This is a genomic window from Streptomyces sp. NPDC094147, assembly GCF_044764265.1.
Classification (GTDB): Bacteria; Actinomycetota; Actinomycetes; order Streptomycetales; family Streptomycetaceae; genus Streptomyces.
Genome location: NZ_JBIWHT010000016.1, coordinates 82,989 through 97,136, shown reverse-complemented (window position 1 = coordinate 97,136; position 14,148 = coordinate 82,989). Strand labels below are relative to the sequence as shown.

Below are 14,148 nucleotides of genomic sequence, written 5' to 3'. Positions count from 1 at the left end.
CGGACGCCGCGGATCGGCCGTTGGGCCAGGCCCCGCCCGGCCGAAAGCACGATCTCGGGACCGGCCGCCGTCAGCCTACTTTCGCATCGACGCAAGTATGTTACTTTCGAATCGACGCAAATACCCGCACGGCCGTCACTGTCGCCGTGCCCGCAGCGAGGAGGTGTTCGGGATGAGTCCCGACCGAAGTCCTCGCCGCGCCGTGCCCGTCGGCTGACCGACCGGCCCTTTCCCTTCCTTCGCGGCGTGCGCCTTCGCGCACGCCGTTGCCATACCCCCATGCCCACCCCCCTGCCCGCATCGAGGCCCCCAGGGAGATTCACCATGACCATGCTCACCCCTACCCCCACGCCCGAGAAGCTCGCGCCGCCGGGCGGCCGCGGCCGCCGTGAGCGCAGGGCCGCCGAGCCGGCGGCCCGCACCCGGACCGTCGGCGACCGCCTCACCGAGATCGCCGCGCAGCCCACCGCACAGGTGCTCAAGGAGTACGGCGTCGACCGCGACGGGCTCTGCCAGGCCGAGGCGCTCGACCGCCAGGAGCGGCACGGCCTCAACGTGGTCGCCCACGAGCGGGCCCCGCGCTGGTACGCACAGCTCGCCAGGGCGTACGCGAACCCCTTCATCGCCGTACTCGTCCTGCTCGCCGCCGTCATGTACTGGCAGGACCCGGCGGACCCCGGCGTCGTCATCCTGTCCACGATGGTCGCCATCAGCGGACTGCTGCGCTTCTGGCAGGAGTTCCGCTCGGGGCGGGCCGCCGACGCGCTGAAGAAGCTCGTCACCACGACCACCGCCGTGCAGCGCCGGGCTGGGCGCGGCGCGCTGTCGACCACCGTCGAGGTGCCGATGGACCAGGTGGTCCCGGGTGACGTGGTCAAGCTGGGCGCCGGCGACCTGATCCCGGCGGACCTCCGGCTGATCGGCGCCAAGGACCTGATGGTCTCTCAGGCCGCCCTGTCCGGCGAGTCGCTGCCGGTCGCCAAGGCCGACGTACGGGCCGGCGAGGACAACCGGAACACGTGCGGCGACCCCGTCGAGGCGGACAACCTGTGCTTGATGGGCACTTCGGTAACCTCCGGTACCGCAACGGGAGTTGTGGTCGCCACCGGCGCGGACACCTACTTCGGGTCCATGGCGGGCTCGCTCGTCGGCGAGCGTCCGCAGACCAACTTCGACAACGGGGTGCGCAAGGTCAGCTTCCTGCTCATCCGCTTCATGCTGGTGATGGTCCCCGTCGTGTTCGCGATCAACGGGCTGACGAAGGGTGACTGGAACGAGGCGTTCCTCTTCGCCATCGCCGTCGCGGTCGGGCTCACCCCCGAGATGCTGCCGATGGTGGTCTCCGCGAACCTGGCGCGCGGCGCGGTCGCGATGTCGAAGAAGAAGGTCGTCGTCAAGCGGCTCAACGCGATCCAGAACCTGGGCGCGATGGACGTCCTGTGCACCGACAAGACGGGCACGCTCACCGAGGACCGCATCGTCCTCGACCGGTACCTGGACGTGCACGGCAGGCAGGACAACGAGGTCCTGGAGTACGGGTACCTGAACGCGCACTTCCAGACGGGCCTGCGCAACCTCATGGACCAGGCGGTCATCGACCGCGTCAACGAGGCCGAGGAGGTTGTCGTCGACGCACGGTTCACGATGGTCGACGAGATCCCCTTCGACTTCGCCCGGCGCCGCATGTCCGTGGTCCTCAGCCGCAACAGCCTGGTGGGCAGGGCGGGGCGGCCCGAACACGTACTGATCACCAAGGGTGCGGTGGAGGAGGTCCTCGGCCTGTGCACGCACCTGATGGACCAGGGCGAGCGAAGCGAGCTCACCGACCAGCTCCGGTGGCACGTCACCCGTACCGCCGAGGACAACAACCGCGAGGGCCTCAGGGTCCTGGCCGTCGCCACACGGACGATGCGGTCCCCGCGGGACACCTACACCGTCGCGGACGAGTCCGGCCTGACCCTCGTCGGCTTCCTCGCCTTCCTCGACCCGCCGAAGGCGGACGCGGCCGCGGCGCTGCGCGGGCTCGCCGACAAGGGCATCGCGGTCAAGGTCGTCACCGGCGACAACGAACTGGTCGCCGCACGCGTCTGCGCGGACGTCGGCATCGACGTCGGTACGGTCGTGACGGGCCCGGACGTGGACGCGCTGGACGACACGGCGCTGCGCCGACTGGCGGCCACTACAACGGTGTTCGCGAAGGTCAACCCGGTGCAGAAGGCCCGTATCGTACGGGCACTCCAGGCCGAGGGGCACACGGTGGGCTTCCTCGGCGACGGCATCAACGACGCGGCGGCGCTACGGGACGCGGACGTCGGCATCTCGGTGGACACGGCGGTGGACATCGCGAAGGAGTCGGCGGACATCATCCTGCTGGAGAAGGACCTGACCGTCCTGGAGCAGGGCGTGGTCCAGGGCCGGACCACCTTCGGCAACACCATCAAGTACATCAAGATGACGGCGTCCTCGAACTTCGGCAACGTCTTCTCGGTCCTGGTCGCCTCGGCGTTCATCCCGTTCCAGCCGATGCTGGCGATCATGCTGCTCGTGCAGAACCTGGTGTACGACATCGCCCAGCTGGCCACGCCGTGGGACCGGATGGACGAGGACTACCTGCGCAAGCCGCGCAACTGGGACGCCAAGGGGATCGGGCGCTTCATGGTGACGATCGGGCCCATCAGTTCGATCTTCGACATCGCGATGTTCGTCATCATGTGGAACGTGTTCGGCGCGAACAGCGAGTCGAACCAGGCGCTGTTCCAGTCGGGTTGGTTCATCGAGGGCCTGCTGTCGCAGACCCTGATCGTCCACATGATCCGCACCCGCAGGATCCCGTTCATCCAGTCCCGGGCGACGTGGCCGGTGATGACGATGACGATCCTGGCGGTGGCGACCGGCCTGTTCCTCCCCTTCTCCCCCCTGGCCGCGACAATCGGCTTCGTCCCGGTCCCGATGAGCTACTTCCCGTGGCTGGTGGGGGTCCTGCTGGCCTACTGCACACTGACGCAGCTGGTGAAGACGTGGTACATCCGCCGCGAGGGGGCTTGGCTGTAGGGGCCTTTTGCCCACCCCGCCCACCCGTTCGGCAGGGTTGAAAAGGCTAGGCACCAGTGGTCGGCCGAGCACCATCGGCGACTGCGGCCGCGAGGGCCCACCACCCCGACGAGCGCGGCGCCCCCGCGAGGAGGCAGGGCGCGGGGCAAAGCCCCCGCCGGGGTCTGGCACAGCCCCAGGGCTCAGCCTTTTAACCCGCCGCACGGGCGGGCGGGTGGGCAACCCCCGGGGGTCCGGGGGCGGAGCCCCCGAGCGGGTCTGGGGCGCAGCCCCAGGGGGCCGGCCTTCCCAACGCCCGTCACTGGCAGGCGGGTTGGCAACCAGCCAGGGGTGCAAGGGGCGAAGCCCCCGCCGGGGTCTCGGGCACCGCCCCAGGGCTCAGCCTTTCAACCCGCCGCACGGGCGGGCGGGAGGGCAACCCCCGGGGGGTCCGGGGGCGAAGCCCCCGGCGGGGTTTGGGGCGGAGCCCCGGGGTCCCCTCACGCACCCCCCGGCCGCACCAACCCGCATTCGTACGCGAACACCGCCCCCTGCGTACGGTCCCGCAGGCCGAGCTTGATCAGGATGCGGCTCACGTGGGTTTTCACGGTCTGCTCGGCCACCACCAGCCGCGCCGCGATCTCCGCGTTGGACAGGCCCTGGGCGATCAGCGTCAGGACCTCCGTCTCACGCTCCGTCAGATCGCCCACCCGCTCCTTCAGCGGAGCCCGCGGCACCTGCGTCATCCGGGAGAACTCCGCGATGAGCCGCTTGGTGATGTTGGGCGCCAAGAGCGCCTCCCCCGAGGCCACCACCCTTACCGCCTGGGCGAGTTCAGCCGCTGAGGCGTCCTTCAGCAAGAACCCCGACGCCCCCGCGCGCAGCGCCTCGTACACGTACTCGTCCAGGTCGAAGGTGGTCAGGACGAGCACCTTGACCGGCACCGCCGCACCGTCCGGCCCCGTGATGCGCCGGGTCGCCTCGATGCCGCCGAGTTCCGGCATCCGGATGTCCATCAGGACGACGTCGGGGGCGAGTTCGGCGACCTTGGCCACCGCGTCGAGCCCGTCGACCGCCTGGCCGACCACCTCGATGTCCGGCTCCGCGTTGAGCAGAACCGTGAATCCCTGGCGGACCAGCATCTGGTCGTCGGCGATCAGGACGCGGATGGTCATGGGGTGCCCTTCAGCGGAAGCGTGGCGGTGACTTCGTAACCGCCGTCGGAGGTCGGACCCACGGCGAGTTCGCCGCCCAGCATGGCAGTGCGTTCGCGCATGCCGAGCAGCCCGTGCCCGGCGCCGGGCGACGGCGCGACGGGCCGGTCAGGCGCGGTGTTGGTGATCCGCACCACGAGTTCCGCGCTATGGTGCGCGACCACCACCCGCACCGCCGCCCCCGGCGCGTGCCGCATCGCGTTGCTGAGCGCCTCCTGCACCACCCGGAACGCCGACAGCTCCACCCCGGGCGACAGGGGCCGGGCCGCGCCCAGGATTTCGGCCGTCACCTCAAGGCCCGCACCCCGCACATTGGCCACCAGCTCGTCCAGCCGGTCCAGCGAGGGCTGCGGCGCGTGCCGTACGCCGTCCGCCGCCGGGTCCTCCGAGCGGAGCACCCCCAGCACCCGGCGCAGTTCGGTCAGCGCCTCGACCGCGTTCTGCCGGATGCCCGCGAGGTTCTCCTTCAGCTCGTCGGACGGGTTCTCCACGAGGTGCGGGGCGACCTGCGCCTGGATGGAGATGACCGACATGTGGTGGGCCACCACGTCGTGCAGCTCGCGGGCGATCCGGTTGCGCTCCTCCAGGAGGGTGCGCCGGGCCCGCTCCTCGGCGGTGATCTCCTCCTGCGCGACGAGCTGCGTACGGGCCACCCGGCGGCCGCGCAGCGCCGCCCCGACCACCACGGCGATCGTGAAGAACACGAACGCGAGCCCCGCGCTGGGCGAGGTGTGCGGCCGGCTGTGGAGGGCCGCGCAGAGCGCGCCCGCCCCCAGGCTGATCAGCAGCGTCTCGACCGCGACCCGGGGCCGGTGCCTGAGCGCGAGCAGGAACAGGACGCCCGCCTGCAGCGGGATCCCCGGTCCGGTCCACGGGTACATCGCGCCCGGGTCGACCTGGGACTCGGCGATCACCGCGGCCGCGAACATGACGCCCGTCGTGGCCCACCAGGCGGGCAGCGGCCGGTACAGGGCGGCGACCAGCGCGCCCGACTGGATCCCCGCGAGCACCAGGCCCACCCCCGCGCCCAGCTGGTAGCTGCGGGCGTACTGAAGGGTGCCCGCGACCATGATGATCAGCGCGGCGATCGCCAGCGGTACCGCGATGGCCGGCCGCCACGCCAGCCAGCCCGGCTCGTTCCGGTGCGGCAGCGGTTCGGGCGTCGTCGCCAGGAGGTCCTCGCGCAGGGTGCCCGGCGCCGCCCGCAGGGCCGCCACGAGCCACTGCTTCAGGCCCTGTTGGGCCACCCGCGGCCGCACACCCCGCTCCCGTTCAGTGTCCCCCGGCTTCATGACGCTCACCTTAGGCACCCCGCACCGCCCGCACCCGGGCAGGACGCCCTTGGCGCACCACCTTGCTCGCAGCCGCACCCGCAGCCGCACGCGCTCCCGCACCCCGCCTGGGCTGCTCGTACGTACGGAACGTCAGCCAGCACACCGTCAGCATCAGCGCGAACACCGGCAGCCAGGCGAGCCGGGCGAGCACCCAGCCGCCGCTGTCGGGCACGGTGTGCAGTCCCGGCAGCGCGTCGCCCGCGAGCAGGCCGAGACAGGTGACGGCCATCATCGAGGTCTGGTGCCACAGGAAGATCGTCATCGCGGACAGGTTGACCAGCGCCACCGCCGCCCACAGCGCGGGCCGCCGCAGCACCCTGCGCAGCGGCCCGAGCAGCAGCAGGGCCGCACCGCACTGGGCGAGTCCGAAGGTGACGGCGGCCAGCGTCGGCGGGTTCAGGTTGGAGATCGCCGCCCCCGGCACCCCGACCATCGAGGCGGGATAGCCCGCGAACAGCACCAGCAGCGCGGTCCCGGCGGCGCCGCCGATCAGCAGTACCCACCCGGCCGTCCGCAGCGAGGTGCCCGCGCCGCGCCGCGCCCACAGCGCGCCCAGGCAGTACGGCACCAGCCAGCCCGCGGGCAGATTGATCCAGCCGGTCCAGGACGCCCCGTCGAATCCGAAGCGGTAGATGTCGACGTACAGGACGACCGCGAGCGGCCACAGCGGGTGCAGCTTGGAGACGAGCGGGGTCGCCGCGGTCAGCGCCGCGAACACCAGCAGGAACCACAGCGGGGACAGCACGAGTTTGACCAGGGTGTGCACGGTGTCCAGGCCCACGCCCGAGGCGAGCATGGCGCCCGCCGCGACCGACCACACCACGAGTACGGCCGCGACCGGCCTGAACAGCCGCCCGAGCCTGGCCCGCAGCCACTGCCCGTACGTCGTGCCCCGGGCGCGGGCGGACTCGTAGCTCTTCGTCGCGACCTGCCCGCCCACCAGGAAGAACACGGCCAGGGTCTGGAACACCCAGGATATGGGGGCGAGTTGGGGCATGTGCTGGAGCGGGCTCGCGGCGTGCACGGTGCCGCTGTCGGAGACCAGCGCGGTGACCAGCCAGTGCCCCATCACCACCCCGAGGATCGCGAAGGCGCGCAGCGCGTCCACGGCACGGTCGCGGTCGGCCGGGGTCGCGGCCTCGATCCGCTCGACTAGTTCACGCATGGCGGCCCTCCAGCGGGGTCTGTCCGTCGACGATCCGGGCGATGTTCTTGAGCGGTACGGAGCCGGGCTTCAGGTAGTCGCTGTGGCCGCCGGACCCCGCGTCGAAGGAGCGGGCCCCGAAGTGCCGGGACACGGGGTCGGCGCCGAACCCGATGGTCACGAAGCCGAGGTCGAGGCTGGAGTGCGGTACGTCGGCGATCCAGTCGTCGGCGCCCCGGCCCGCCCAGACGGTGGCGTAGGTGTGCATTGCGGCGGCGGTGTCGAAGCCGGTGCCGGGGCTGCCGTACAGGACGATGTCGGAGACCTCGACGCCGGAGGCGGCCTTCGCGCAGACGACCGAGCCGTAGGAGTGGCAGACGAGGGAGCTGCGGGCCGCCGGCTTGACCGTCTTCAACTCCCTCATGAATGCGGTGAGTTGAGGGGCCGCGTCATCGGCGCGGTCCGGGGTGAGGATCTCCGTGCTCACCGTGCCCGGGGTCGCGTACCCCATCCAGCCGATGACGGCGGCCTTCGGGCCGAGCTCGGCGGCCAGGGCCTCGGCGCCGCTGCGCAGCCGCCCGTACATGTCGAGGTTGGTGTCCGAGCCGGGGACGAAGACGGCGATCTTCTCGGCGTGCGCCAGGTCGCCGAAGACCTCGGCGGTGCGTCCGCCGTCGCGTCCGTCGAAGGAGAGGAAGCGCCGGTCCGGGTCCGCCATCGCGTCCAGCGCGCGGGCCCTGCGCCGGTCCCCGTGGTCCTCGGCCATCTTCTCGGCGGCCAGGATGCCGGCGCGGTTGGCCGCGTACCGGGTGTCGAGACCGGAGACCGAGAGCGGGGCGAGGGCGGCGGGGGCGGGCGCCGGGACCGCGGCCGGCCGGGCCGCACCCGAGACCGGCACGGCCACCGAAGCGGCGACGAACACGGCGATCAGGGTGCGGCGCAGACGGCCGATACGCAGACGGCCACCGCGCGAACGGCCGATACGCGAACGGCCGTTGCCCATACGGCTGTTGCGCTGCTGCGAGCCGTCGGGACGCGGGCCGTGCGGGTGCTTGCCGAGCGGGCGCGACGCCATGATGAGCCTTCCGTACCGGAGTTTTTCTGCCGGTACCGAAGCTATGGATCGGGCCATGTCGTCGGCGTCGCACTGGAGACCACACTTGCCGGGTAGCTCCGTAGACCTAGGGGGTGCCTCCCGAGTACTACGGGCAGGACCCACCCCCTACCGTGGGTGCACCCCCGCGGTCATCCCTTCAGCGGCTTGACGGGTTCCTCCTCGCGGGCGGACCGGGCCCGGTAGGGCACGTCGATGACGGTCACCCCGGGCATGAACAGCAGCCGGGCCTTGAGCCGCAGCGCGCTCTGGTTGTGCAGCGGCTGCTCCCACCAGTGGCCCACGACGTACTCGGGGATGATCACCGACACCATCGCCCCCGGATCCGCGTCGGCCGTCGCCTTCACATGGGCGAGGACCGGCCCGACGACCTCCCGGTACGGGGAGTCGATGATGGTCAGCGGTACGCCCAGGTCGTACGCCGCCCACTTCTCGCGCAGCCGCACCGCGTCGTCGTCGGCGGCGGCCGTCAGCGCGGTGAGCGTGTCGGGCCGCAGCGCCTGGGCGAAGCCGATCGCCTTGAGCGTGGGCGCGTGCACGGCCGAGACCAGCACGAACGCGTGGTGGCGGGAGGGCCTGCGGGGCTTGGCGTCCGGCTCGACGGCGACCTCCTCGGCCACCTGGTCGTAGTGGTTCCGTACGCCCTTCATCCCGAAGAACAGCAGCGGCATCGCGATGATCACCAGCCAGGCGCCGTGCGTGAACTTGGTGATCAGCACGATGACGAGGACGATCGCGGTCATGGTCGCGCCGACCGTGTTGATGGCGAGCGAGCGGTGGATGTGCCGCCGGTTCTCCTGCCCCTTCGGCGTCGCGAGCTCCTTGCGCCAGTGCTTGACCATCCCGGCCTGCGAGAGCGTGAAGGAGACGAAGACTCCGATGATGTACAGCTGGATGAGCCGGGACAGCTCGGCGTTGAACATCACGATCAGGCCGATCGCGGCGAGCGCGAGCAGCACGACGCCGTTGGAGAAGACGAGCCGGTCGCCCCGGTTGTAGAGCTGGCGCGGCGCGTACCGGTCCCGGGCGAGGATCGAGGCGAGCATCGGGAAGCCGTTGAACGCGGTGTTCGCGGCGAGGATCAGCACGCCCGCGGTGAACGCCTGCACCAGGTAGAACAGGATGTCCACGTGCCCGAACGTGGCGCGGGCGATCTGTGCGAGCGCGGTGGAGGTGGCGGTGCCGGGCGGCAGCCCCAACTCCGTTGGATCGGCGGCCACATGGACCTTGTACACCATGGCGAGCGCGGTGATCCCGGCGAACATGGTGACCGACAACACCCCCATCGCGGCAAGGGTGTTGGCGGCGTTGCGGCTCTTCGGCTTCTGGAACGCGGGTACGCCGTTGCTGATCGCCTCCACACCCGTCAGCGCCGTACACCCGGAGGCGAAGGCGCGCATCGCGAGCAGCACCACGGCGATCCCGGCGTAGCTCCCGGCCGCCTGGATCGGCAGATGGGCCGACTCGGCGCGGATGGTGGTGCCGGTGGCGATGCGCACGGCGGCGAACGCGAACATCACGTAGATCACGAACACGAAGCCGTACGTGGGAATCGCGAAGACCCGCCCGGACTCGCGCACCCCCCGCAGATTCATCACGGTGAGAATCACCACGAACCCTACGGACAGGGCGACTTGATGACTGTTCAGGGCGGGAATCGCGGAGGTGATGGCGGCGACTCCGGAGACGACGGACACGGCGACGGTCAGTACGTAGTCGACCAGCAGCGCACTGGCCGCGGTGAGCGCGGCCGTCGGCCCGAGGTTCTCGGAACTGACGATGTAGGCGCCGCCGCCGCCCGGATAGGCGTAACAGGTCTGCCGGTACGAGGCGACCACGACCACCAGCAGGAAGACGATGGCCGCGGCGGCGTACCAGGTCAGATGAAGCAGCGTGGCTCCGCCCAGGGCGAGGATCAGCAGGATCTCTTCAGTGGCGTACGCGACCGACGAGAGCGGGTCGCTGCAGAAGATGGGCAGCGCGAGCCGCTTGGGCAGCAGCGTCTCCCCGAGGCGGCTGGTGTCCAGCGGCCGTCCGACCAGCATCCGCTTCGCGGAACTCGAAACTCCCATAACTGAGGAAACTAGCTGGAATGCCGCATATCTAATGGTTTGCCGCACCGGGTGACGCCATACGGGTGATTTCACGTTCCGTGTGCGAACGGTGACCCTGCGGAGCTATTCTCTCTGGGCAGTACGTCCGGTCCCCACAACCACCCTGCTGCACAAGGGAGTTGCCCATGACGCGACCCAAGGACCTCAACCCGTGGGACTCGCCCCGCGCCTTCTACGGCAGCGAGCTGCGCCGCAAACGCGAGGCCGCCGGGCTCTCCCAGGAAGACCTGGGCGCGCTCGTCTTCTGCTCCGGCGCGTACATCGGCCAAATGGAGTCCGCGACCCGGCGCCCGCCCAAGGACATGGCCAAGCGCCTCGACGCCGCGCTCCACACGGACGGGATCCTGACCCGCATGTGCGAGGCGATGGAGCAGGCCTCGCAGCATGCGGAGTACTTCCGCCTGGCTGCGGAGCTGGAGGCCATGGCCTCCGCGATCTTCCACTGGACGCCCATGGTGGTGCCGGGCCTGCTACAGACTGCGGCCTACACCCGCGCCCTGACCCGCGCGGGCCGACCGTTCGCCTCCGAGGAGGACGTCGAGCTCAACGTCTCGACGCGCATGGAACGGGCCAAGCTGCTCGATGGCCCAACGGCCCCGGAATTGTGGTGCATTCTGCACGAGGCCGCGCTGCGGATCCCGGTGGGCGGCGCCGAGGTGATGTACGAACAGCTTGGCCACATCTGCAAGTTGGCGAGTACAGGGGCTGTGGCTGTTCAGCTGCTGCCGTTCGACGCGGGGCCGCTGCCTCTCATGCACGCGTCGGTCAAGGTGATGACGTTCGCCGACGCACCACCGGTCATCTACCTCGAAGCGGCCCATTCTGGCCAGCTGTTGGACACACCGGCCCTGGTGGCGAGCTACATCAAAGCCTACGATCTCGCCAGGGCCGTCGCATTGTCGCCGACGGCGTCCCTGGCCATGATCCAGGCGGCGATGGAGGACTACGCACCATGAACATATCGCGCTCCCTGGCCACTGCCCGCTGGCGGAAGTCCTCGTACAGCAACGAGGAAGGCGGCGACTGCCTGGAAGTGGCGGAGGGCGCATGGCGCAGATCCTCGTACAGCAATGCTGAGGGCGGGAACTGCGTCGAGGTGGCCGACGGCGCTTGGCGCAAGTCTTCGTACAGCAATGCTGACGGCGGGAGCTGCGTCGAGGTGGCCGACGGCTACGAGAGCGTCGTCCCGGTACGGGACAGCAAAAAGGCCCCGGAGGGGCCTGTGCTGGTAGTTGGGGCTGCCGCGTGGACGCGGTTCGTGGAGGCGGTCAGGCGGTGACTCCGGCGCGCTTCAGGGTGCGCAGGATCAGCCACTGGTCGCCCCAGGCCATCGCCGTACCGATGACCGCCATCACGATGCCGAGGGTGAGCTGGCCCGCCGCCGCGCCGAGGGCGAGGCCGGCGAGGCCGAGCCCGTAGCGGATGGCGAAGCGCACCGCGACGAGGCCGACGGCGAGGAGGCGGGTGCGCTTGTTCTTCCAGAGCTTCTTCATGGAGCGGATGCGGGCCTTCAGGACGGTGAAGGCGAGCACGATCTGGACGATGGCGACGACGGGGATCAGGGCGTAGAGCACCGGGTAGGCGCGGGCGATGTCGAAGATCCCGGCGAAGATGCCGACCAGCGGGAAGTACCAGTTGGGCAGGCCCTTGAGAGGGGCGGCCCCCTCGGCCTCGGCCCGAACCTCGACCTGAACCGGCTTCTCCATCGTGACCGTGGCGCTCATGGTGTGCCCCTCCCGCTTGCCTCAGTGACCGGCCCTTGCCGACATCACTGATCCTCCCGTCCGGGCGGGGGTGGGCGGCAGAGTGAACCGTCCTGAGAGCGGGAGGACAAATGTCATTGCCTCCCGCCGGGTTCACATGTGGGCCGGTCCTGGCGCCCCCTCGGAGAGGTGCGGTCGCGGCGGCCCCTTGCGGTACAGGGTGACCGACACCAGCAGACCCAGTGCGAAGAACGACGCCGACCACCAGTACGCCGTCGAGTAACTCTGCAACTGCGCGGAGACCCGCACTGCGGGCGTGGGCTGCTTGCCCACCAGATAGTTCGCCGCCGCACTCGTGGCGAGGGTGTTCAGCAGCGCCGTACCGATCGAACCGCCCACCTGCTGGCTGGTGTTGACCATCGCGGAGGCGACGCCCGCGTCGTGCGCGGCCACTCCCGCCGTCGCCACGCTCATCGCGGGCGCGAAGATCAGGCCCATGCCGACACCCATGACGAGCAGTGGGGGCAGCACATGGGTGGCGTACCCACTCGTGGCGTCGAGCGCCGTCATCCACGCGAGCCCGGCCGCGCCGAGCCCCATCCCCAGCGGCACGATCGGCTTCGCCCCGAGCTTGGGCACGAGCTTGTTCTGCGCGGTCACCGAGCTGACGATCATCGCGAAGACCATCGGCAGGAAGGCGAGCCCGGTCTGTACCGGGGAGTACCGCAGGATCTGCTGGAGGTAGTACGTCAGGAAGAGGAAGACGCCGAACATGCCCGCGCCGGAGATGAACATGGCGAGGTACGAGGCGCCCCGGTCCCGGTCGAGGACGACCCGGAGCGGCAGCAGAGGGTGGGCCGCCCTGGTCTGCCACGCGGCGAACGCGGCCAGGAGCACCCCGCCGACCGCGAGGAATCCCCAGGTCTGCACCGAGCTCCAGGCATGGGTCTGCGCGTTGGAGAACCCGTACACGATGCAGAACAGTCCGGCCGAGACGAGCAGGGTGCCCGGGATGTCGAGCCGGGGCCGGTCGGGCGGGGCCCCCGGGTACAGCAGCCGCAGCGCGCCGAGGAAGGCGAGCGCGGCGAAGACGAGGTTGACGTACAGGCACCAGCGCCAGTCGAGATACTCGGTGAGCAGCCCGCCGAGCAGCAGCCCCACCGCGCCGCCGGTACCGGCGACCGCACCGTAGATCCCGAAGGCCTTGGCGCGTTCCTTCGGGTCGGTGAACGTGGTGGTGAGGAGCGAGAGCGCGGCGGGCGCGAGCAGCGCGCCGAACACGCCTTGCAGCGCGCGGGCGGTGACCAGTACGTCGAAGTTGGGGGCGGCGCCGCCGATCGCGGAGGCGAGCGCGAAGCCGACGAGTCCGGTGAGGAAGACGACCTTGCGCCCGACGAGGTCGGCGATGCGTCCGCCGAGCAGCAGCAGCGAGCCGAAGGCGAGCGCGTACGCCGTGACGATCCACTGGCGGTTTCCGTCGGTGAAGCCGAGGTCGCGCTGCGCGGAGGGCAGCGCGATGTTCACGATGGTCGCGTCGAGCACGACCATGAGCTGGGCGAGCGCGATGACACCGAGCACGAGCCAGCGGTGCTCGTGCCTGGCGCCGGTGTGCGGCGCCCGGGGCGGGGCCGCGCCTTCACCGGCGTACGCGGCGACCGGTGGCGGGGTGGGCAGCGCGGGTGGCCGATCCGATGTCCCCAATTGCTCCGACGCGGCAGCTATCCGCTCCGCGCGTCCTTCCTCGACGGCGTCCTTGGTGTGACGGCCCATGTGCCGTTCTCCTCGGTTGTCTCCTCGGTGACGGCCCCTTCCTCACGCTAAGTGAGGCTCCGGCGTTCCGCCACGCGAGTGAACGCCCCGTGGCCGCGAGCGATCGCACGCGGCTCCAGGGACGGCCTGCGCCCCACCACCCCGTCCCGTTTCGTCCCAGGAACGAATGGGACGAATCTTCGCGTCGCCCTCCGGACACAGTTGCTGACACAGGGTCACTTACTCGGGGACCCCGCACCTTGGAGAAGACACACATGAACCGAAGCACCGTGCGCAACAGCGTCGTCGCCGTCGTCGCCGCCCTCGCCCTGTTCCCGACCACCGCCATGGCGGCCGCCCCCACGGCCGCGCCGGCAACCGCGGCCGTCGCCCACACCCATCACCACCACCACAAGATGCACGTACGGGGCGTCGTGGTCACCCCGCGCGGTCATCGGCTGCACGTCCGCACCGGCGCGGGCCTCACCTACCGGACCACCGCCACCATGCGCTCGGGGCGCAAGGTGACGGTGGTCTGCAAGACGTACGGGGCGTCCGTGCGCGGCAACCGCGTCTGGTACCGCCTGGCCGGACAGCACGTCCGCTATGTCTCCGCCCGCTACGTCCGCGTTCCGGCCACGCCCGCCGTGCCGTGGTGCTGACCAGCGGGACGGCCGGAAGCTGATCCCCCACAACTTCGCCCGTTCGCCCCAGGGGCCGGAGCTTGGCTCCGGCCCCTCAGGGGT

The 14,148-nt window shown here is 70.6% G+C and carries 11 protein-coding genes; 4 read left to right on the top strand and 7 right to left on the bottom strand.

The genetic code is table 11. The features are described 5' to 3' along the window. Positions 1-324: 324 nt before the first annotated feature. Positions 325-3,051, top strand: coding sequence for a magnesium-translocating P-type ATPase (mgtA, locus tag ACIQ8J_RS23055; RefSeq protein WP_403272660.1), 2,727 nt, complete (start codon positions 325-327; stop codon positions 3,049-3,051). A gap of 479 nt (positions 3,052-3,530) precedes the next feature. Here mgtA and ACIQ8J_RS23050 read toward each other — a convergent pair whose 3' ends face one another. The 5 genes from ACIQ8J_RS23050 to ACIQ8J_RS23030 all read right to left on the bottom strand — a co-directional run bounded on the left by ACIQ8J_RS23050 (position 3,531) and on the right by ACIQ8J_RS23030 (position 9,908). Further along, on the bottom strand, positions 3,531-4,205 hold the full coding sequence (locus ACIQ8J_RS23050; RefSeq protein ID WP_403272659.1) for a response regulator: 675 nt from the start codon (positions 4,203-4,205) through the stop codon (positions 3,531-3,533). Next, positions 4,202-5,536, bottom strand: coding sequence for a sensor histidine kinase (locus ACIQ8J_RS23045; RefSeq protein ID WP_403272657.1), 1,335 nt, complete (start codon positions 5,534-5,536; stop codon positions 4,202-4,204). Before ACIQ8J_RS23045 ends, ACIQ8J_RS23050 begins: the two co-directional genes overlap by 4 nt. Positions 5,537-5,546: 10 nt before the next feature. After that, positions 5,547-6,743 (bottom strand): acyltransferase, encoded by a 1,197-nt coding sequence (locus ACIQ8J_RS23040; RefSeq protein WP_403272655.1) that lies wholly within the window; start codon positions 6,741-6,743, stop codon positions 5,547-5,549. Next, positions 6,736-7,725 (bottom strand): alpha/beta hydrolase, encoded by a 990-nt coding sequence (locus ACIQ8J_RS23035; protein ID WP_403272821.1) that lies wholly within the window; start codon positions 7,723-7,725, stop codon positions 6,736-6,738. Before ACIQ8J_RS23035 ends, ACIQ8J_RS23040 begins: the two co-directional genes overlap by 8 nt. A gap of 242 nt (positions 7,726-7,967) precedes the next feature. After that, the gene (locus ACIQ8J_RS23030) at positions 7,968-9,908 is read right to left on the bottom strand and encodes an APC family permease (protein WP_403272653.1); all 1,941 of its coding nucleotides are present in this window, start codon (positions 9,906-9,908) and stop codon (positions 7,968-7,970) included. Positions 9,909-10,075: 167 nt separating this feature from the next. Here ACIQ8J_RS23030 and ACIQ8J_RS23025 point away from each other — a divergent pair, with 167 nt between their 5' ends. Continuing rightward, positions 10,076-10,906, top strand: coding sequence for a Scr1 family TA system antitoxin-like transcriptional regulator (locus ACIQ8J_RS23025; protein WP_403272652.1), 831 nt, complete (start codon positions 10,076-10,078; stop codon positions 10,904-10,906). Next, entirely contained in the window at positions 10,903-11,229 is a 327-nt protein-coding gene (locus tag ACIQ8J_RS23020) for a DUF397 domain-containing protein (RefSeq protein WP_403272651.1), read from the top strand. The genes ACIQ8J_RS23025 and ACIQ8J_RS23020 overlap by 4 nt, the downstream gene beginning before the upstream one ends. On the opposite strand, the gene ACIQ8J_RS23015 is transcribed toward ACIQ8J_RS23020, so the two are convergent. Both ACIQ8J_RS23015 and ACIQ8J_RS23010 read right to left on the bottom strand, forming a co-directional pair. After that, positions 11,219-11,674, bottom strand: a complete 456-nt coding sequence (locus ACIQ8J_RS23015) for a hypothetical protein (protein WP_403272649.1) — start codon at positions 11,672-11,674, stop codon at positions 11,219-11,221. The genes ACIQ8J_RS23020 and ACIQ8J_RS23015 overlap by 11 nt on opposite strands. Positions 11,675-11,806: 132 nt before the next feature. Then, positions 11,807-13,423, bottom strand: a complete 1,617-nt coding sequence (locus ACIQ8J_RS23010; protein WP_403272647.1) for an MFS transporter — start codon at positions 13,421-13,423, stop codon at positions 11,807-11,809. Positions 13,424-13,677: 254 nt separating this feature from the next. Between ACIQ8J_RS23010 and ACIQ8J_RS23005 the strand changes: the two genes are divergently transcribed. Next, positions 13,678-14,064: an SH3 domain-containing protein gene (locus tag ACIQ8J_RS23005; RefSeq protein ID WP_403272645.1), complete on the top strand. Its 387-nt coding sequence runs from the start codon at positions 13,678-13,680 to the stop codon at positions 14,062-14,064. Positions 14,065-14,148 lie beyond the last annotated feature (84 nt).

What these genes read in the sequence shown, in the direction of transcription:
- mgtA (WP_403272660.1), top strand. Translation starts at nt 325, where the DNA reads ATGACCATGCTCACCCCTACCCCCACGCCCGAGAAGCTCGCGCCGCCG.
- ACIQ8J_RS23050 (WP_403272659.1), bottom strand. Translation starts at nt 4,205, where the DNA reads ATGACCATCCGCGTCCTGATCGCCGACGACCAGATGCTGGTCCGCCAG.
- ACIQ8J_RS23045 (WP_403272657.1), bottom strand. Translation starts at nt 5,536, where the DNA reads ATGAAGCCGGGGGACACTGAACGGGAGCGGGGTGTGCGGCCGCGGGTG.
- ACIQ8J_RS23040 (WP_403272655.1), bottom strand. Translation starts at nt 6,743, where the DNA reads ATGCGTGAACTAGTCGAGCGGATCGAGGCCGCGACCCCGGCCGACCGC.
- ACIQ8J_RS23035 (WP_403272821.1), bottom strand. Translation starts at nt 7,725, where the DNA reads ATGGGCAACGGCCGTTCGCGTATCGGCCGTTCGCGCGGTGGCCGTCTG.
- ACIQ8J_RS23030 (WP_403272653.1), bottom strand. Translation starts at nt 9,908, where the DNA reads ATGGGAGTTTCGAGTTCCGCGAAGCGGATGCTGGTCGGACGGCCGCTG.
- ACIQ8J_RS23025 (WP_403272652.1), top strand. Translation starts at nt 10,076, where the DNA reads ATGACGCGACCCAAGGACCTCAACCCGTGGGACTCGCCCCGCGCCTTC.
- ACIQ8J_RS23020 (WP_403272651.1), top strand. Translation starts at nt 10,903, where the DNA reads ATGAACATATCGCGCTCCCTGGCCACTGCCCGCTGGCGGAAGTCCTCG.
- ACIQ8J_RS23015 (WP_403272649.1), bottom strand. Translation starts at nt 11,674, where the DNA reads ATGAGCGCCACGGTCACGATGGAGAAGCCGGTTCAGGTCGAGGTTCGG.
- ACIQ8J_RS23010 (WP_403272647.1), bottom strand. Translation starts at nt 13,423, where the DNA reads ATGGGCCGTCACACCAAGGACGCCGTCGAGGAAGGACGCGCGGAGCGG.
- ACIQ8J_RS23005 (WP_403272645.1), top strand. Translation starts at nt 13,678, where the DNA reads ATGAACCGAAGCACCGTGCGCAACAGCGTCGTCGCCGTCGTCGCCGCC.